At 64.4% G+C, this 19,078-nt stretch carries 14 protein-coding genes; 4 read left to right on the top strand and 10 right to left on the bottom strand.

Annotated elements, in window-relative coordinates; translation table 11 throughout:
- Window positions 1-207: 207 nt before the first annotated feature.
- The 5 genes from GWG65_RS16225 to GWG65_RS16205 all read right to left on the bottom strand — a co-directional run bounded on the left by GWG65_RS16225 (window position 208) and on the right by GWG65_RS16205 (window position 5,565).
- The gene (locus GWG65_RS16225; protein WP_275196578.1) at window positions 208-1,950 is read right to left on the bottom strand and encodes a methyl-accepting chemotaxis protein; all 1,743 of its coding nucleotides are present in this window, start codon (window positions 1,948-1,950) and stop codon (window positions 208-210) included.
- 228 nt (window positions 1,951-2,178) lie between these two features.
- Window positions 2,179-2,412 carry a hypothetical protein gene (locus GWG65_RS16220; protein WP_275196577.1) on the bottom strand — a complete coding sequence of 78 codons (234 nt, stop codon included), beginning with the start codon at window positions 2,410-2,412 and terminating at the stop codon, window positions 2,179-2,181.
- Between the two features lie 168 nt (window positions 2,413-2,580).
- Window positions 2,581-3,180, bottom strand: coding sequence for a hypothetical protein (locus GWG65_RS16215; RefSeq protein ID WP_275196576.1), 600 nt, complete (start codon window positions 3,178-3,180; stop codon window positions 2,581-2,583).
- A gap of 113 nt (window positions 3,181-3,293) precedes the next feature.
- Complete coding sequence (locus GWG65_RS16210; protein WP_275196575.1) at window positions 3,294-4,280, bottom strand: MDR family oxidoreductase; 987 nt, start codon at window positions 4,278-4,280, stop codon at window positions 3,294-3,296.
- 40 nt (window positions 4,281-4,320) lie between these two features.
- On the bottom strand, window positions 4,321-5,565 hold the full coding sequence (locus GWG65_RS16205) for an MFS transporter (protein ID WP_275196574.1): 1,245 nt from the start codon (window positions 5,563-5,565) through the stop codon (window positions 4,321-4,323).
- Window positions 5,566-5,905: 340 nt separating this feature from the next.
- On the opposite strand from GWG65_RS16205, the gene nadA reads away from it, so the two are divergent.
- The 3 genes from nadA to nadC all read left to right on the top strand — a co-directional run bounded on the left by nadA (window position 5,906) and on the right by nadC (window position 9,687).
- A complete protein-coding gene (nadA, locus tag GWG65_RS16200) occupies window positions 5,906-7,009 on the top strand; it encodes a quinolinate synthase NadA (RefSeq protein ID WP_275196573.1) in 1,104 nt (367 codons plus the stop codon).
- A 177-nt stretch (window positions 7,010-7,186) separates the two neighbouring features.
- Entirely contained in the window at window positions 7,187-8,797 is a 1,611-nt protein-coding gene (locus tag GWG65_RS16195; protein WP_275196572.1) for an L-aspartate oxidase, read from the top strand.
- An 11-nt stretch (window positions 8,798-8,808) separates the two neighbouring features.
- A complete protein-coding gene (nadC, locus tag GWG65_RS16190; RefSeq protein ID WP_275196571.1) occupies window positions 8,809-9,687 on the top strand; it encodes a carboxylating nicotinate-nucleotide diphosphorylase in 879 nt (292 codons plus the stop codon).
- A 143-nt stretch (window positions 9,688-9,830) separates the two neighbouring features.
- Here nadC and GWG65_RS16185 read toward each other — a convergent pair whose 3' ends face one another.
- The 3 genes from GWG65_RS16185 to GWG65_RS16175 all read right to left on the bottom strand — a co-directional run bounded on the left by GWG65_RS16185 (window position 9,831) and on the right by GWG65_RS16175 (window position 14,959).
- Window positions 9,831-11,285 carry a cell wall hydrolase gene (locus tag GWG65_RS16185; protein ID WP_275196570.1) on the bottom strand — a complete coding sequence of 485 codons (1,455 nt, stop codon included), beginning with the start codon at window positions 11,283-11,285 and terminating at the stop codon, window positions 9,831-9,833.
- 459 nt (window positions 11,286-11,744) lie between these two features.
- A complete protein-coding gene (gene ppdK, locus GWG65_RS16180; RefSeq protein ID WP_275196569.1) occupies window positions 11,745-14,708 on the bottom strand; it encodes a pyruvate, phosphate dikinase in 2,964 nt (987 codons plus the stop codon).
- Window positions 14,709-14,803: 95 nt separating this feature from the next.
- Window positions 14,804-14,959, bottom strand: a complete 156-nt coding sequence (locus GWG65_RS16175; RefSeq protein ID WP_074077234.1) for a DUF3096 domain-containing protein — start codon at window positions 14,957-14,959, stop codon at window positions 14,804-14,806.
- A gap of 230 nt (window positions 14,960-15,189) precedes the next feature.
- On the opposite strand from GWG65_RS16175, the gene GWG65_RS16170 reads away from it, so the two are divergent.
- Window positions 15,190-15,543, top strand: coding sequence for a DUF1236 domain-containing protein (locus GWG65_RS16170; protein WP_247391106.1), 354 nt, complete (start codon window positions 15,190-15,192; stop codon window positions 15,541-15,543).
- Window positions 15,544-15,792: 249 nt separating this feature from the next.
- Here the strand turns inward: GWG65_RS16170 and glyS are convergent, their stop codons facing one another.
- Both glyS and GWG65_RS16160 read right to left on the bottom strand, forming a co-directional pair.
- The gene (glyS, locus tag GWG65_RS16165) at window positions 15,793-17,973 is read right to left on the bottom strand and encodes a glycine--tRNA ligase subunit beta (protein WP_275196564.1); all 2,181 of its coding nucleotides are present in this window, start codon (window positions 17,971-17,973) and stop codon (window positions 15,793-15,795) included.
- A complete protein-coding gene (locus GWG65_RS16160; RefSeq protein ID WP_275196563.1) occupies window positions 17,973-18,920 on the bottom strand; it encodes a glycine--tRNA ligase subunit alpha in 948 nt (315 codons plus the stop codon). Before GWG65_RS16160 ends, glyS begins: the two co-directional genes overlap by 1 nt.
- Between the last annotated feature and the right edge of the window lie 158 nt (window positions 18,921-19,078).

Here is a 19,078-nt window from a genome sequence, read left to right as displayed (position 1 = left end):
ATATCCCGCAGCGCCGCACCAACGTACCGCGATTGCGACGCACCGTTCGGACGGAACGGCTGACGTCCTTACGGCGCGGAGCACCCCGCTTCCGCCATGTTGTTCCTGGAGACCTCGACCGCGCCGGCCATCTCGCCGATCTCGTCTTTTCGCCCGACGCTGGGAACGGAGATCGAGGTTGCAGGAGTCGACTTGTCGGGAAGTGCCTCACGCTGCGCGCACCGTGCTCAGGAACTTGCCGACTTCGAGCTTCAGGCGATTGCTGTCGCCGGAGAGCGACTGCGCGGCCGCCAGCACCTGCGACGACGCCGATCCGGTCTCGCTTGCCCCGCGCTGCACGTCGGTGATGTTGGACGAGACCTCGTGGGTACCCTGCGCGGCCTGCTGCACGTTGCGGGAGATTTCCTGCGTCGCTGCGCCCTGCTCCTCGACCGCCGCCGCGATGGTGGACGAAATCTCGGACAGCTTTTCGATGGTACCGCTGATGGCACTGATGGCGCTGACCGAATCCTGCGTCGCCGCCTGGATGCCCGAGATCTGCTGGCCGATCTCGCCGGTCGCCTTCGCGGTCTGCTCGGCGAGCGCCTTCACCTCGGAGGCGACCACGGCAAAGCCGCGGCCGGCCTCGCCGGCGCGCGCCGCCTCGATCGTGGCGTTGAGCGCCAGCAAATTGGTCTGGCCGGCGATGGTGTTGATCAGCTCGACTACGTCGCCGATCCGCGCCGCCGCCTTGGACAATTCGCCGACACGGTTCGTCGTGGTGCGGGCCTGGCTGACCGCCTCGCTCGCCACCCGTGCCGATTCCTGCACCTGGCGGCTGATCTCCGTAATCGAGGACGACAGCTCCTCGGTCGCGGAGGCCACCGACTGCACGTTGGTGGACGCCTCCTCGGAGGCCGAGGCCACCATCGTGGTCAGTTCCTGCGCACGCTCCGCCGTCGAGGTCAGCGTCGACGCCGAAGCCTCGAGCTCCGTCGCAGCCGAGGAAACGGTGTCGACGATCTCGCCCACGGCCGTCTCGAATCCATTCGCGAGCTTGTGCATCTCTGCCTTGCGCCGCTCCGCAGCGATCTGATCCTGCCGCATCTTGGCTTCCGCTTCCTCGCGCGCCTTCAGCTCGGATACGATCTTGAATTTCTCGACGGCGCCGGCAACTTCGCCAACCTCGTCCTTGCGGCCGAGGCCCGGCAGCACGACCGAGAAGTCTCCGTCGGCGAGCTTCTCCATCGCCGCCGTCAACGCGCGCATGGGCCGCGCGATGCTGAAGACGGAGAAAATGCACGTGCCGATCAGGACCAGCGCGACCAGCACGCCGGCGCCGAGCGACGTCCGCGCAACCGAGGCGACCTCCGCTTCCGCTTCGGCACGAGCCTCTACACTCCTCTCCTTGGCAAAGTTGGTGATCTCGTTGGTCAGCTCGGAGATCTCTTCGTTGATCGGAACGAGTGTTTCCTTGCGGATGCGGCCGACCTCGGCCACCAGCTTTGCAAGTTGCGCCGCCGCTTCGCCCTCGTTCTTCCCGTCGAGCGCGAGCTCCTGCTTGCGGATCGCTTCGATCTGCTGCTCGCCCTTCTGGAAGTTTCCGATCAATATAATCAACCGGTCGATCCGCTTGCGATTCTCCGGCGAATGCGAAAGCTTCGCCATCTCGCCCGAGAACTTCAGAGCCGCCGTCTGGCGGTCGTTGAAATAGGTGACAGCCTTCTGCATCTCGGCCGGCGAGGACGAAGTCAGAATATCACGAATGCCGATCTGCATCCCGCGGACCGACGCCTTCGCTTCAGCGGCGTTTTGCGCGATCGACTGCTGTCCAGATGCCCCATTGCTCAGCTTCTGGACCTCGGCGCCGCCGCTCATCTGGAGGAAGATCATCAGCGCCACGAGCCCGATGGCCAGCGCGGAGGTGATGGCGAGCTTAGTGCCAATTCGCAGGTTCTGAATGAGCATCATTGAAACATTCCCGGGATACGAATTGCCACGACCACACGCGTGAACATCCCAGGAAGGCTAGAGGTCAGATTCCTCATTAGCGTTAAGCATGAGCTGCGCGGGCTGAGTACAAATACGGAAACGCTGCTTAGTTCAGCAGATTTGCACACTTTTCACGTGCAGCGATGGAGGACCTCGCGGTTTTTCCGTCGTGACGTTCGTTAATGTCCGCCCACCGTCGCGCTGGCTTCAGCTCCCAGCTTCGCCGACGAGGCTGATGCGAAACACCGGCGTCTTGTTCTCGTCGAGCAATTCCATGCTCCATTTGGCATTCGGCTTCAGATTGCGCGCGATGGTACCGAGCAGGTTGGCGCAGACCTCGGTCATCTCGGTCCACGCGGCTGCGCGATCCTCGAACTCGTAGGGCTGATCGGCAGCACCGGAATAGGGGCCGGTGCTGATGCGGAAGAAGTACAGCGACATCGTCGAACCCTTTTATCGGGCCGCACCCCCCGGCCGTACGCAAACTGAGGCGCTACTCGCTACCAACGCATGAAAGCCGCCGTCCGTATGACTACGGCGCGGCGGCTTGATGGCTGCTGGAAATCGTCAACAGGGAGTTCGCGCAATCGGCGACGCGCGGCTCGGGGTTCAATCGGTCGAACGGCGCAGCTCGAGCGGGCCTTCGTTCCTGGCGGGCTCCGGCCTGGCTTCGGATTTGACCGGATCGAGCCGGGTGCTCTCGACGCGCGGCGTTTCGACTCGTGCCGCGACCTCGGTGTTCGAGCCGCCGACCGAACCGGTGTGCTCCGAGGTACGCAACGAGCGCGGCCGCGCAACGGCGCGGGCCATCAGCATCTGATTGCCGCCCTGATGGCGGAAGTCGCAATAGGCGAAGCCCATGCCCGAGACCGAGCCGCGGAAGCTGCGATCGTCGGTCTTTTCCAGGTTGAAGCACGGCTCGAACGGAATGCCCTTGATCGAGGCACAGACGTTCTGGCCGCGAATCTGGAGCGTATTGCCGGGAAGGCGGAGGTGGCGTGTGGGACCTGAACCCGAGAACTGCACCGCGCCGGCAGCGCCGAGATCATCGAGGATGCGGCCTGCGCCGCGGGTGCCATCGAAACAGGTGAAAGCAAACACCTTGCCGGCAACGAAGCGGCGCGCCTCATCGGCGTTCATGCCTCCGGCAATGGCCGGCGCAAACGTCACTGCCGCCGTGACGGCCCCCAACACAATACGCGCAAGCATGCTCTTACTCCGACGAACCCATGCAGCGGGCGATGCCTGATCTCTTTACCCGCTGCTTACCATACTAACCATGGCGACATTGAAGCAGCTTGGTTGGTAAAGTCTGAACGCCGTCAGACAATTTTTACCACGACGCGGCCGCGGACCTGGCCGGCAAGGATTTTGGCGCCCCACTCCGAAACCTGGTCGAGCGAAATTTCATGAGTGATTTCAGATAGTTTCGTCCGATCCAAATCGGATGCCAGGCGCTGCCAGGCGGCTTTCCTGGGATCGATCGGGCACATCACCGAATCGATGCCGAGAAGGCACACCCCGCGCAAAATAAACGGCGCGACCGACGACGGCAGGTCCATGCCGCCGGCGAGACCGCAGGCGGCGATCGCACCGCCATACTTCGTCATCGACAAGAGGTTGGCGAGCGTGGTCGAACCGACGCTGTCGACGCCACCGGCCCAGCGTTCCTTTGCGATCGGCTTGGCCGCCCCCGACAATTCGCTGCGATCGATCACCTCGGCCGCACCGATCTCTTTCAGGTACTCCGTTTCCGACGCGCGGCCGGTCGAGGCGATGACGTGGTAGCCAAGCTTCGACAGCACAGCGGTCGCGACCGAGCCGACGCCTCCGGCTGCGCCCGTGACCACCACGGGGCCGCTCTTCGGCGACAGGCCGTGCTTCTCCAATGCCAGCACCGAAAGCATCGCGGTGAAGCCGGCGGTGCCGATCGCCATTGCATCGCGCGCGGACAGGCCCTGCGGCAATGCGACCAGCCAGTCGCCCTTCACTCGCGCCTTCTCGGCATAGGCGCCGAGATGGGTCTCGCCCATGCCCCAGCCGGTACAGACGACCTTGTCGCCCGCCTTCCATTGCGGATGCGAGGACTGCTCGACAGTGCCGGCGAAATCGATGCCGGCGATCATCGGGAAGCGGCGCACCACCGGCGCCTTGCCGGTCAGCGCGAGGCCGTCCTTGTAGTTCAGTGTGGACCATTCGACGTGGACGGTGACGTCGCCGTCCATCAGCTCGGCTTCGTCGAACTGCGCCAGCTGCGTGGTGGTGCCCTTGTCCGCCTTGTCGATCCGGATCGCCTTGAATGTGGCCATGGCTGAACTCCCTGACTTGTTTCGGGGGATGTTTAGCCGATCAGGCAGGCTGCGCAACCGCTCGCTCGACCGGTTTCTCCACGATCGGAAGATTGATCAGGGCCGACAGCACGCCGAACAGGATCGAGAGCCACCAGATCGGCGTGTAGGAACCGAAGCGCTCGAACACGATGCCGCCGAGCCAGACTCCGAGGAAACCTCCGACCTGGTGGCTGACGAAGGCGAAGCCGTAGAGCGTGGAGAGCCAGCGCGTGCCGAACATCAGCGCCACCAGCGCCGAGGTCGGCGGCACCGTCGACAGCCAGGTCAGGCCCGAGATCGCCCCGAACGCAATCGCCGAGAACGGCGTGATCGGGAAGGAGATGAAGGCGAGCGTCGCGAGCGCGCGGGCAAAATAGATCGTGGAGAGGATGAATCGCTTGGGCAAATAGTTCTGGAGGTAACCGACGCTCAGCGACCCCACGATGTTGAACAGGCCGATCGCCGCTATGACCCAACCGCCGGTCTGCGCCGAGATGCCGCTGTCGACCAGAAAGGCCGGCAAGTGAACCGTGATGAAGGCGAGCTGGAAGCCGCAGGTGAAGAAGCCGAGCACCAGCAGCACGTAGGAGCGATGGCCGAAGGCTTCTGCAAGCGCCTTGGTGAATGATTGTTGTTCCGCGGGCGCCTCGCTCGCAGAGCTTTCCACCGGCGGCGTCGAGAGCGCCAGCGACAGCGGGATGATCAGGAGCATCAGGAAGCCGAATACGGTCAGCGCCTGCTGCCAGCCGAAATTGTCGATCAGGGCCACACCAATGGGCGCGAACAGGAACTGGCCGAACGAGCCCGCTGCGGTGCCGGCGCCGAGTGCAAGGCCGCGCTTCTCGGCTGGCAACAGCTTGCTGAACGCCGACAGCACCAGATTGAACGAGCAACCGGCCAGGCCAAAGCCGATCATCACGCCCGCGCCGATGTCGAGCGACAGCGGCGTCGACGAATAGCGCATCAAGAGCAGGCCGCCGGCATAGAGCAGAGCGCCGACGCACATCACCCGGAACAGGCCGAAGCGATCGGCAACCGCGCCGGCGATCGGCTGACCCAATCCCCACAGCAGATTCTGGAAGGCGATCGCCAAGCCAAACACATCGCGGCCCCAGGCGAACTCATGGCTCATCGGCTGCACGAAGAAACCGAGCGCCGAGCGCGGGCCGAAGCCGAGCATGCCGATGGCGCAGCCGCAAAGGATGATGACGGCCGGCGTGCGCCAGGAAGAACGCGAACGGAGTTCGCCCACTTGGATCGACATGGAGCACCTCGTCTATCGTTGGCGGGTTACGACCAGGCAACCGCGAACTCAGGCGTTTAATGCAAGTGCATGAAAGTCCCAAGTCAAATATGGCTGCGTTCTACGAAGGGCTCGCCGGGGAGCATTGCGTTTCAACGAGGCCTCACCCGACGACGTCGGAGCTGCTTTGACGAGAATGTGTGCCGCAGGACCTAGCGGCTCTTGCCCGGACGTGTTATCTTCGATCTACTCAGATTGAGTATATCTGGCGCTTTTGAAATCCCACCCGGCCTCGCGGCCGGATTTCTCAAGTCCCGCATATACTCATATTGAGTATATTTGACATTCACGGGAGGCTTCGATGCCGATCACTGGAATCTACGGGCCTGACGACTTTGCCAACCGCCCGCAGGGTCAGACCAGCTTTCCTCGCGCCGCGCCGGCGAGGCGCGCGGCCGCCTTGCCGAAGCCGTCGCTGGAATGGACGCCGGAGGTCGAACAGGCCACCGCCTCGCTCTACGAGCGCGTGAAGCATGTGATCCCGCCGATCGAGTGGCCAACGATGGCGCCGACCATCAAGGCGATCAACGAGCTGAAGATCGCGCGCAACGCGGTGATCCTCGCCCACAACTACCAGGCGCCGGAGATCTTTCACGGCGTCGCCGACATCGGCGGCGACTCGCTGCAGCTCGCGGTCGAAGCCACCAAGGTGAAGGCCGACATCATCGTGCAGTGCGGCGTGCACTTCATGGCGGAGACCTCAAAGCTGCTCAACCCGGACAAGACCGTGCTGATCCCGGATTCGCGCGCCGGTTGCTCGCTTGCAGCCAGCATCACCGGCGCGGACGTCCGCCTGCTCCGCGAAAAATTTCCCGGCGTGCCGGTAGTCGCCTACGTCAACACCTCCGCCGAAGTGAAGGCCGAAGTCGACATCTGCTGCACCTCCTCGAATGCGGTGCAGGTGGTCGAGAGCCTGAACGCGCCGAGCGTGATCTTCCTGCCCGACCGCTATCTTGCGACCTACGTGGCCTCGAAGACCGACGTGAAGATCATCGCCTGGAAGGGCGCCTGCGAGGTGCATGAGCGTTTCACCGGCGATGAGCTGCGCGGGCTTCGCGAGGCCGATCCGTCCGTGCAGATCATCGCCCATCCCGAATGCCCGCCGGACGTGCTGGCCGAAGCCGACTTCACCGGCTCGACCGCGCACATGATCAACTGGGTGCGCGCGCGGCGACCGCGGCGGCTCGTCATGATCACGGAATGCTCGATGGCCGACAATGTGCGCGCCGAGCTGCCCGACGTGGAGATGCTGCGCCCCTGCAATCTCTGCCCGCACATGAAGCGCATCACGCTCGCGAACATTCTGGACAGCCTGCTGACGCTTGGCGAGGAGGTGACGATCGATCCAGCCATCTCCGAGCGCGCGAGGCGATCGGTCGAGCGGATGATCAATCTGAAGCATTGAAGGCAACACGCACGGTGTCGGTCCGGCCTAGTGCGCAATTGCGCACGGGGGCCGGGACCCATAACCACAGGAAGATGTGATTGCGAAGAACGTTGGACAGCTTCGCGCAACAATTTTCGCCGCGGCGTATGGGTCCCGGCCTTCGCCGGGACGACTGTTGAGAGCTTGGAGAGAGCTATGACAAGAAACACCATCGAAAATCTCACCCGCTCCACCGACGACGTCGTCATCGTCGGCGGCGGGCTTGCCGGATTGTTCTGCGCGCTGAAACTTGCGCCGCGGCCGGTGACGCTGATCGCGGCGGCGCCGCTCGGACAGGGCGCCTCATCCGCATGGGCGCAAGGCGGCATCGCTGCGGCAGTCGCCGAAGGCGACAGCCCGGAGGCACATGCCGCCGACACCATCGCGGTCGGCGGCGGCATCGTCGACGAGAGGGTCGCGCTCGGAATCGCGCGCGAGGCTGGCCCGCGGATTCACGACCTGCTTGCTTATGGCGTGCCGTTCGACCGCGACCTCGAAGGCCGGCTTGCCGTCGGGCGCGAAGCCGCACATTCGGCGCGCCGCATCGTGCATGTGCGCGGCGACGGCGCGGGTGCCGCGATCATCGCCGCACTGAGCGAAGCCGTGCGCCGCACGCCGTCGATCCGTGTCATCGAAGGCTTTGTCGCCGAAGCGCTCCAGACCCGGGACGGCGCCGTCACCGGTCTTCAGCTGCGCGAAGCTGGCAATCTTTCCGCAAGGCCGATGATGATCGCCTCCCGCGCGGTGGTGCTAGCGACCGGCGGCATCGGCCATCTCTATAGCGTCACCACCAATCCGGTCGAAGCTGGCGGATCGGGGCTTGCGATCGCGGCGCGCGCCGGCGCTGACATCGCCGATCCCGAATTCGTGCAATTCCACCCGACCGCGATCATGGTCGGCCGTGACCCGGCGCCGCTTGCGACCGAAGCGCTGCGCGGCGAAGGCGCGACGCTGATCAACGGCAATGGCGAGCGCTTCATGACGGCACGTCACCCGCTCGCCGAGCTTGCCCCGCGCGACATCGTGGCGCGCGGCGTGTTCGCCGAGATCGCGGCCGGGCGCGGCGCATTCCTTGATGCGCGGGAAGCGCTGGGGACACGCTTCGCCGAAAAATTTCCGACCGTGTATGCAAGCTGCACCGCGGCCGGCATCGATCCCGCGACGCAAGCCATTCCGATCGCGCCCGCCGCGCACTACCACATGGGCGGGATCGCGGTGGACGAGCACGGCCGCAGCTCGATCGACGGGCTGTGGGCCGGCGGCGAGGTGTCGTCCACGGGCGCGCACGGCGCCAACCGGCTCGCCTCCAATTCGCTGCTGGAGGCGGTGGTCTATGCTGCACGCATCGCCGACGACATCGCCGGCCGCGCGATCCCATCGCCCGCCCGTCTCCCCGACGCGCTGGTGACGCCGCGTAGCGGAGCACTGGACGCGGCGAGCGTAAGGCGGCTGCGGGCGACGATGAGCTCTCATGTCGGCGTGGTTCGCGACGACGACGGGCTTGCGGATGCGGTGCGCAGCTTTGCCGCGATCGAACAGGAGGCAACAAGCACTGCACTGCGCAACATGGCAACGTCAGCCCTGCTCGTTGCTGCCGCGGCCTGGACGCGGCGCGAGAGCCGCGGCGCACATTTCCGCTCCGACCATCCGGCGGACGTGTCGGCGCTGGCGCAGCGAACCATGACCACGCTCACGGCAGCACGCGAAGTGGCGGAAAGCCTCGCCGATCGTGCACGGCCGCGCATCGCCCAACCCATGATCGCCTGACGGAGCCTCCGATGATCAGCCCAGTCTCACTGCTCAATCCCGACGCCTTCCTGTCCCCGCTCGCGATCGACGAGGCCGTGCACCGCGCACTCGACGAGGATCTCGGCCGCGCCGGCGACATCACCTCGCTTGCGACGATTCCCGAAGCAACCAAGGCGCAGGCGGTCCTGGTCGCGCGCCAGTCCGGCGTGATCGCAGGACTGCCGCTGGCGCTGGCGACATTGCACAAGCTCTCGCCTGACATCGAGGTACGTGCGCATGTCCGCGACGCCGCGCGCGTTGCCCGCGGGCAGCAGGTGCTGGCGATTTCCGGGCCCGCGCGCGCCATTCTCACCGCGGAGCGCACCGCGCTGAATTTTGTTGGCCGGCTGTCGGGCGTCGCCACGCTCGCGGCGGACTATGTCCATCAGACCGAAGGCACAAAAATGCGCATCTGCTGCACGCGCAAGACGACGCCGGGATTGCGTGCGCTGGAGAAATACGCGGTGCGCTGTGGCGGCGGCTTCAATCACCGCTTCGGCCTCGACGATGCGATCCTGATCAAGGACAACCATATCGCCGTCGCCGGCGGTATCCGCCCCGTGCTGGAGCGCGCGCGCGCCCATGCCGGCCATCTCGTCAAGATCGAGATCGAGGTCGATACGCTGGCGCAGCTGCGCGAGGTGCTCGACACCGGATTGGCCGACGCAGTGCTGCTCGACAACATGGACCTTGCGACGCTGCGCGAGGCGGTGCGGCTCAGCGAGGGCCGCGTCGCGCTGGAGGCCTCCGGCGGCGTCACGCTGGAGTCGATCGCGGCCATCGCGGCAACCGGCGTCGACTACGCCTCATCCGGCGCGCTGACGCATTCCGCGCCGAATTTCGACTGCGCGCTTGATATCGAGGCGTGATGGGTGCCCCCTCCCGTCATGGCCGGGCTTGTCCCGGCCATCCACGACTTGCCGCGCGGCACGAAGAACGTGGATGCCCGGGACAAGCCCGGGCATGACGACCTCTTCCGAATGCGCCCGCAAGCGAGGCGAGGTGAAGAGAACTACCGCCGTTCGCTCACGCCCATCTCGGCGGAGCTCCTGGCTTCCTGCGCGAGCTCCGCCGAGAGCGCTGCGGTCTGCGCCGGGGTGCCCCAGCTCGGCTCCTCGCTGCCGTCGCCCCACTTGCGCGGCCGGTAGAAGGTGTGGACGCCGAACTTGTACATCTTCTTCATCTCGGCGACCCAGGACGGACGCACCCAATAGGCGTGGTAGTGCGTCGACTTGCCGACCTCGGGCAGCCAGATCTGACCGTCCAGCATCGCCTTCGAAATCTTCTTGGCGCGCTCCCACATCTCCGGCTCGCGGATCACGTCGGGATTGTTGTCGCAGGCGAAGGTGAACTGGCAGGCAAAATGGCGATACTTGTTCTGATAGACCACGCCGCACACGGTGTCTGGATATTTGCCGGAGAACACGCGGTTCATCACCACTTGGGCGACCGCCATCTGTCCGCGCACGGCCTCGCCGCGCGATTCGAAATAGACGGCCTCGGCGAGACACTTCTCGGACTTCGCGCGAGACTTGCCGTCGAGCGCGAGCCGTTCCGCCGGTGACTTGGCGCGCTGGTTGTCGGCGTTGACCTCGCCCTTCGGCGCGACGCTTTCGCCGCTTTCGACGTCCTTGGCAATGTCCTCCGACGGTGGCGACAGTGAGGCCGTCACCTTCATGTCAGGATCGGCCATCACGATCAGCGGCTCGGCGCCGGGTTGCCAGCTCTCGATGCTTTCGAGATTGCCGCCAAGCGAGGAGCTGCCGAAGAACAGGTTCGAGGTCTTGACGCTGAAAGGATCTCGCGGCGGCGCGGCCGGTGCGGTGGCCCGCTTCAGCGCCTCCAGTGGCTGAACCGCGAATGCGCGCGCGGTGTTGCTGGCCTCTGGCGCAACGGAATATTGCGGCAGTGGCGGCGCGCGCAGCGCTTCCTGGAGCTCGGGATCGAGCGCGGCTGCGGATTCCGGCGACATCGCCTGCGGCAATGCCGCAGTCTTGGCGCCGAACACCGAGCTGTTGGAGGTCGCGGGATCTTGCTGGGCGGGCGTGGGCGGCGCGGCCGTCTCGGCAGACCCGGGCGCCGGTGTGGCCGTGGCAAGGCGATCACCCTTCATGGAGCGATCGACCTTGGGAAAGTCGGAGGCCTGGTAGCGCGGCGGCGCCTGCAGCGCCGGATTGCGCGTGATGGAGCCGGTGACGTCGCGGCCGTCAAGGCTCGCGAGACGAACCATCGGGCTCTGCGGAACCGAGGTCCCGATCGGGCGGGAAAAACTGTAGGTGGCGAGCTGAATCGAGGACGCCGCAGAAAACACCTGCTTCTGCCAGCGCTCGGCGACGCCGGGCTGACGCGCCAGCAGCGAAGCAATGTCCTGATAGCCGGTCTCTCTCGGCATCAATGCGAAGATGCAGAGACCGATGCCGAAGGACGCGAACCGCGCGCCCTTCGGATGGTTACGCAACAAAAACATCGATACGCTCACGCTACGCTTACGCCAGTAAGATCGAGCCGCAGTACATCCGTGCAATTCGATCTTTATCGTAAGTATCTAATTTAGGTTGCCGGGGCGTTAATCGACGTTGCGCACGAGGCACACTCAAGCGATCGCTGGTGTTTTCACGGGGCGATTGCGCGCGTTGGTAAATTTCCGCCGACGCGAAACGGTAAACAAGCGGTCAACGCGAATGGTGAAGGAACCCTTGCGCGCACGTATCGTTACAGGACGCGTGCGGTTCCCGATGTTGCACGAAGTGCTTCCATATCGTCATTGCGAGGAGCACTTGCGACGAAGCAATCCAGTCTGCCGCCGCGGAGAGATTCTGGATTGCTTCGCTACGCTCGCAACGACGGTGTGGCGAGAGCATCGTCTCAAATGAAAAGAGGCGGGGTTTGGCCCCGCCTCTTTCTCAACTGTTGTCTCGGTGTTTGCTTACGCCTGGCTCGCAACCGCCTTGCCGAGCGCGGCTTGCGCGGCGGCGAGACGAGCGATCGGCACGCGGTAGGGCGAGCAGGAGACGTAGTCGAGGCCGATCGTGTGGCAGAACGCGACCGAAGCCGGATCGCCGCCGTGCTCGCCGCAAATGCCGACCTTGAGCGAGGGGCGCGTCTTGCGGCCGCGTGCAACGCCGATCTTGACAAGCTCGCCGACGCCTTCCTGGTCGAGCGCGACGAAAGGATCGATCGGGAGAATCCCCTTGGACACATAGGTCCCGAGGAAGCTCGCCGCATCGTCGCGACTGATGCCGTAGGTGGTCTGCGTCAGATCGTTGGTGCCGAAGGAGAAGAACTCCGCGGACTGCGCGATCTCGGCCGCGAGCAGGCAGGCGCGCGGCAGCTCGATCATGGTACCGACCTGATAGGCGAGCTTGGTGTTGGTGTCGCGCATCACCGCCTTCGCGGTGGCGTCGATGCGCGCCTTGACGAGGTCGAGCTCCATCTTGGTCGCGATCAGCGGCACCATCACCTCGAGGCCCACGGCCTTGCCGGTGCGCTTCTCGGCCTCGACAGCGGCTTCGAAGATCGCACGCGCCTGCATCTCGGCGATCTCCGGATAGGCGATCGCGATGCGGCAGCCGCGGAAGCCGAGCATCGGATTGAACTCCGACAGCTCGCGCGCGCGGTCGGCCAGCCGGCGCGGATCGGTGTTCATGGCGCGCGCCACTTCCTCGACCTCGGCATGGGTGTGCGGCAGGAACTCGTGCAACGGCGGATCAAGCAAGCGGATCGTGACGGGCAGGCCCTTCATGATCTCGAACAGCTCGACGAAGTCGGCACGCTGCATCGGCAACAGCTTGGCGAGCGCGGCGCGGCGGGACTGCTCGTCCTCGGAAAGGATCATCTCACGCACCGTGCGGATGCGCGTCTCCTCGAAGAACATGTGCTCGGTGCGGCACAGACCGATGCCTTCCGCGCCGAACTTGATCGCGGTGCGGGCGTCATCCGGCGTATCTCCGTTGACGCGAACGCCGATCTTGCGGACCTGGTCGGCCCATTTCATCAGCGTGCCGAACTCGCCGGAGAGCTCCGGCTCGATCATCGGCATGCGGCCGGCGAGCACCTGGCCGAGCGAGCCGTCGATGGTGATGACGTCGCCGGTCTTGAAGGTGCGCGAGCCGATGCTCATGGTGCCGCGGCCGTAATCGACGCGGATGGTGCCGCAGCCGGAGACGCAGGGCTTGCCCATGCCGCGCGCGACCACCGCCGCATGCGAGGTCATGCCGCCGCGGGTGGTCAAGATGCCTTCGGCGGCGTGCATGCCGTGGATGTCTTCGGGGCTGGTCTCGATCCGGACCAGAATGACCTTGCGCCCGTCGGCCTGAAGCTTTGCCGCTTCATCTGAAGAGAACACGATCTCGCCGGAGGCAGCACCGGGCGAGGCGGGCAAGCCGGTCGCGATCACGTCGCGCTTGGCGTCGGGATCGATGGTCGGATGCAGCAGCTGGTCGAGCGAGGCGGGATCGATCCGCGTCACCGCTTCCTTCTTGGTGATCAGGCCTTCATTGGCGAGCTCGACCGCGATGCGCAGCGCCGCCTTGGCGGTACGCTTGCCGCCGCGGGTCTGCAGCATCCAGAGTTTGCCCTGCTCGACCGTGAATTCCATGTCCTGCATGTCGCGGTAATGCTTCTCGAGCAGCGTGTAGATCCGCCTCAGCTCCTTGAAGGCCTCTGGCATCGCCGATTCCATCGACGCCTTGTCGGAACCCGACTCCTTCCGCGCGTCTTCGGTGATGTCCTGCGGCGTGCGGATGCCCGCGACCACATCTTCACCCTGCGCGTTGATCAGGAACTCGCCATAGAGCTTGCTCTCGCCGGTCGAGGGATTGCGGGTGAAGGCAACGCCGGTGGCCGACGTTTCGCCCATGTTGCCGAACACCATGGCCTGCACATTGACCGCGGTGCCCCAGGATTCCGGAATGTCGTGCAGCTTGCGGTAAGTCACCGCGCGCGTGTTCATCCAGGAGGAGAACACGGCACCAATCGCGCCCCAGAGCTGGTCGTGCGGATCCTGCGGAAAATCCTTGCCGATTTCGCGCGCGACAGCGTCCTTGTATTTGCCGACCAGTTCGACCCAGTCCTCGGCGGACAGGTCGGTGTCGAGCGTGTAGCCCTGGCTGTCCTTGAAGGTATCGAGGATCTCCTCGAAGTGATGATGCTCGAACCCGAGCACCACGTCGGAATACATGGTGATGAAGCGACGATAGCTGTCATAGGCGAAGCGGCGATCGCCCGAGAGCTCCGACAGCGCTTCCACCGTCTCGTCGTTGAGGCCGAGATTGAGCACGGTGTCCATCATTCCCGGCATCGAGGCCCGGCCGCCGGAGCGCACCGAGACCAGCAGCGGGTTCTTGCCGTCGCCGAACACCTTGCCGGTCAACTTGCCGACATAGTCGAGCGCCTTCTCAACCTGTGACTGCAACTCCTTCGGATAGCTCTTGTCGTGTGCATAGAAGTAGGTGCAGACCGAGGTCGGTATGGTGAAGCCCGGAGGCACCGGCAGCCCGAGATTGGCCATCTCGGCGAGGTTGGCGCCCTTGCCGCCGAGCAGGTCGCGCATCTCGGCGCTGCCCTCGGCCTTGCCGTCACCGAACGTATAGACCCACTTGCCGGCCTTGGCTGCGACGGGCGCCGCCTTGCCCAGTGCTGGCTTGATGGGCGCGGTTTTAGCGGCAACCTTCGGCGCGGCCGGCTTGGTCGCAGCCTTCGCGGCGGGCTTCGCAGCCGGCTTGGCAACAGGCTTGGCTACAGGCTTGGCTACAGGCTTGGCGACCGGCTTCGGGGCGCTCTTGGAGAGCGCCTTGCGAGCCGCCGGCGCAGCTTTCGCCTTGGCGGAGGACTTTGATTTCGCTGGCATTTTCGCTGGAGTTTTATTGGGCTTCGAGGCGGCTTTGGCCATAGCTTGCACACAACCTGCGAGAGGAATGGGAAATCGCGCGCTTACACCACTTTGGACGGGCGCGCGCAAGTCGAAGAGTTCCGGAAAATGAAGGCCTAGAGATGGAGCCACTTCAACAATCCGAGCCCGATCGCACCATTTATGATGAGAAAGATCGCGACGATCAGATTGAGGAGCCGCGGCATGATCAGGATGAGCACGCCCGCAATCAGCGATAGGATTGGCGAAATGTGGGCGACGGTGATGTGCATGAATTATCTTTCTGTGGCGTGGACTTGAGACGAATCGCGGGCGGATCATAGCGGCCCTGGTTCCGCGGAGAGAGACGCGTTAGGGGTGGCGCGGGTTCCACGCTTCGCGAAAACTGCCTGAAATTGCCTCGAATGTGACCGCGCATTTGCCGGAACATTGCCTGGACGCATGCATTGGCAACCAGTCGCGCCACTGGCGCTTCCCGAAAATCACGTCGAAGGAGTTGCCTATGCGGAACAGGATTCTTGCTCTTGCAGCGCTCGCGGCCGCGATTGGCTCGCCCGTTGCGGCGCAGGCGCAAAGCGATGTCACGGTGGGCCGCGCGCCCGCCGTGGTCGACAGCGGCCCGACCATCGCGGTCGAACAGCGGCCGGCTTTCCGCGACTATGTCGTCGAACAACGTGTGCCGGCTTTCAGCATTCCGGGTCGCGTGGTGGTCGGTGCCACCTTACCCGATGCCGGCGTCACTTATTATGACGTCCCGCAGCGTTTCGGCGCCACCACCTACCGCTACACCGTCGTGAACGGCGAGACCGTGCTGGTCGAGCCGCGCTCGCGACGCATCGTCGAGGTGCTGGACTAATCCAGTTCAACTCGATGTCCGGCGCGCCGATCGAGACTGGCGCATGCAGTTTAAATCGGACATCAGGCCCTGCCCGGTCCTCCCCCCGCCGGGCGGGGTTTTTTGCCGTACGCCAACGCTAACCGCCGTCATTCCGGGACATGCCGAAGGCATGGGCCCGGAATCCATCGGGCCACAGCGCATGACGATGAATGGATTCCGGGCTGGCGCTTCGCGCGCTCCGGAATGACAGGCTCAATTGTTGCGCAGTTAATCCTGGATCTTCGAGAAATCCGCCACTGCACGCGTGGCGCTGCGGATTTCGTTGAGCAGCTTCAGGCGGTTCTCGCGCACCTTCGCGTCCTCGTCGTTGACCCGGACCTTGTCGAAGAACGCATCGACCGGCGGACGGAGCTTTGCCATCGCGCTCATCGCGCTGGCAAAGTCCTCCTTGGCGACGGCGGCGCTGGCTTCCGCCTTGACCTCGTCGATTGCCTTGGCCAGCGCTTTCTCCTCGCTGAGGTTGTAGAGCGCAGGCTCCGGCGCGCCCTCGAAGCTGCGCTTGTCCTTCTTCTCCTCGATGCCAAGGATATTGCTGGCGCGCTTGATGCCGGCGAGCAGGTTCTTGCCGTCGTCGCTCTCGAGGAATTTGCCGAGCGCCTCGACACGGCGGACGATCATCAGGAGATCGTCCTGACCACCGAGCGCGAACACGGCATCGACGAGATCGTGACGCGCGCCCTGCTCGCGGAGCTGGACTTTGAGGCGATCGGCAAAAAACTCCTGAAGTCCTGACGCACCGAGGCCCTTTGCGATTCGCTTCAGCGTCTCCCGTACGCTCTCACCTTGTTTGCCTCCCTCAAGCCATTTGTCGGTACCGGCAATGACAGCCTTGTTGTCACTCTGACGGTAAATCGCAACTGAATTCGAAAAAGTGTCCCAGAGAGACAGACTGATATTGTTGGAGATTAACATCCGAATGACCCCCAATGCCGCGCGACGCAGCGCATACGGGTCCTTGCTGCCCGTCGGCTTCTCGTCGATGGCCCAGAATCCAACCAGCGTATCGATCTTGTCGGCGAGCGCCACGGCGACGCTGACCGGATCGGTCGGCACGCGATCTCCCGGCCCCTGCGGCTTGTAGTGCTCCTCACACGCGGCGGCGACAGAGGCGTCTTCACCCTGAGCCAGCGCGTAGTACTTGCCCATCAGCCCCTGCACTTCCGGGAATTCGCCGACGACTTCGGTCAGCAAATCTGCCTTCGCCAGATGCGCGGCGCGCCTGGCCTTTTCGACATCCGCACCGACCAGCGGCGCGATCTCGGCCGCAAGGCGTTCGATGCGCTCGATGCGCTCGGCCTGCGTGCCGAGCTTCTCGTGGAATACGATCTGCTCGAACTTCGGCAGCCGGTCTTCCAGCTTCGTCTTCAGGTCGGTCTCGTAGAAGAACTTCGCATCGGACAGCCGCGGGCGGATGACGCGCTCGTTGCCGGCGACGATGGTCTTGCCGCCGTCGGCCGCCTCGATATTGGCGGTGAGGACGAACTTGTTGGTCAGCTTGCCCGTCTTGGGATCCCTAACGACGAAGCACTTCTGGTTGTTGCGGATGGTGGCACGGATCACCTCATCGGGGATCGCGAGAAATTCTGTTTCGAACGATCCCATCATGACGACCGGCCATTCGACGAGACCCGAAACCTCGTCCAGCAGCACCTGATCCTCGACCAGTTCAAGGCCCTGTGCGAACGCCAACTCCCTGGCGTCGGCCAGGATGATGTCCTTGCGCGCCCGCGGATCGAGGATGACCTTCGCAGCCTTCAGCTTGGCTTCGTAGTCTTCGAAGCGGCGCACGGAAATCGCGGCTGGTGCCATGAAGCGATGGCCATAGGTGGTCTGGCCGGCCTCGATGCCGTCCACCGAAAACTTCACGACATCAGGCGCTTCGGTCTCAAGGCCGAAGGTCGCGTTGATCGCGTGCAGCGGGCGCACCCAGTTGAGCGAGCCCGGCTTGCCCGAACGCGCACCCCAGCGCATCGACTTCGGCCAGGGGAAGGTGCGGATGATGACGGGGAGGATTTCGGCGAGCACGTCGATCGCCGGGCGGCCCGGCTTCTCGATCAGCGCGATGTAGAAATCGCCCTTGGGATCGCGTTGGATCTTGGCTTCGTCGAGCGATGTCAAACCCGTCGCTTTCAGGAAGCCCTGCACGGCCGCATCGGGCGCGCCCATTTTCGGTCCGCGGCGTTCGGTCTTCAGATCGGGCTGGCGCGAAGGGATTCCGTGCACGGTCAGCGCCAGGCGGCGCGGTGTTGCGAAGGCTTTCGCGCCCTCATAAACGAGACCTTCGGCGACGAGCTTGTCGGTGACCATGCGGCGCAGATCGTCGGCCGCCTTGGCCTGCATGCGGGCGGGAATTTCTTCCGAGAACAATTCGAGCAAAAGATCAGGCATCAGGCCGCTCCACCCGCTTCGGTGTGCATCCAGGCTTCGCCGCAGGCCTTTGCCAATTCACGCACGCGAAAAATGTAGCTCTGCCGCTCCGTCACCGAGATCACACCGCGCGCATCGAGCAGATTGAAGACATGGCTCGCCTTGATGCACTGGTCATAGGCGGGCAGCGCCATCAAATGCGCCTCGCGCTTGCCCGATTCAGAATTTTTTTGCCAACCCGCGTCGAGATATTTCTTGCAGGCGGCTTCCGCCATCTTGAACTGCTCGAACAGCATCGTGGTGTCGGCGACTTCGAAATTATGCCGCGAATATTCCCGCTCGGCCTGCAGGAAGACGTCGCCATAGGTGACCTTGGCTTCACCGTCGCGGCCGTTGAAATTGAGATCGTAGACGCGGTCGACGCCCTGCACATACATCGCCAGGCGCTCGAGCCCATAGGTGAGCTCGCCCGCGACCGGCGCGCATTCGAAGCCCGCGACCTGCTGGAAATAGGTGAACTGGCTCACTTCCATGCCGTCGCACCAGCACTCCCAGCCGAGGCCCCAGGCGCCCAGCGTCGGGCTCTCCCAGTCGTCCTCGACGAAGCGGATGTCGTGCACGGCGGAATCGATGCCGATCGCGGCGAGCGACTTCAGGTACAGCTCCTGAAGGTTCGGCGGCGACGGCTTCATGATCACCTGGAACTGGTAGTAGTGCTGCATCCGGTTCGGGTTCTCGCCGTAGCGGCCGTCCTTGGGCCGGCGCGAGGGCTGCACATAGGCGGCGTTCCAGGGCTTTGGCCCGAGCGCGCGCAGCGTGGTGGCCGGATGGAAGGTGCCCGCGCCCATCTCCATGTCGTAGGGCTGCAGGATGACGCAGCCCTGCTCGGCCCAGAACCGCTGGAGCGCGAGGATAAAACCCTGGAACGAGCGTTCCGGGCGCATATGGGCGGGCAATGAGGCGTCCATCGTCAGATCAGGCTCTCGCGGGGGGTGAATCGCGCGGGACCGTATCGACGGCGGGGGTGGGAATCAAGGCGAAGGGAGGCGTGAGACGGGCGAACTCTCCGTCATGCCCGGGCATAGCCGTCCGAAGGACGGCGTCGCTTCGCTCGCCTATGTCCCGG

Source organism: Bradyrhizobium sp. CSA207 (assembly GCF_029051685.1).
Taxonomy (GTDB): domain Bacteria; phylum Pseudomonadota; class Alphaproteobacteria; order Rhizobiales; family Xanthobacteraceae; genus Bradyrhizobium.
This window is presented reverse-complemented; position numbering and strand designations above follow the sequence as displayed.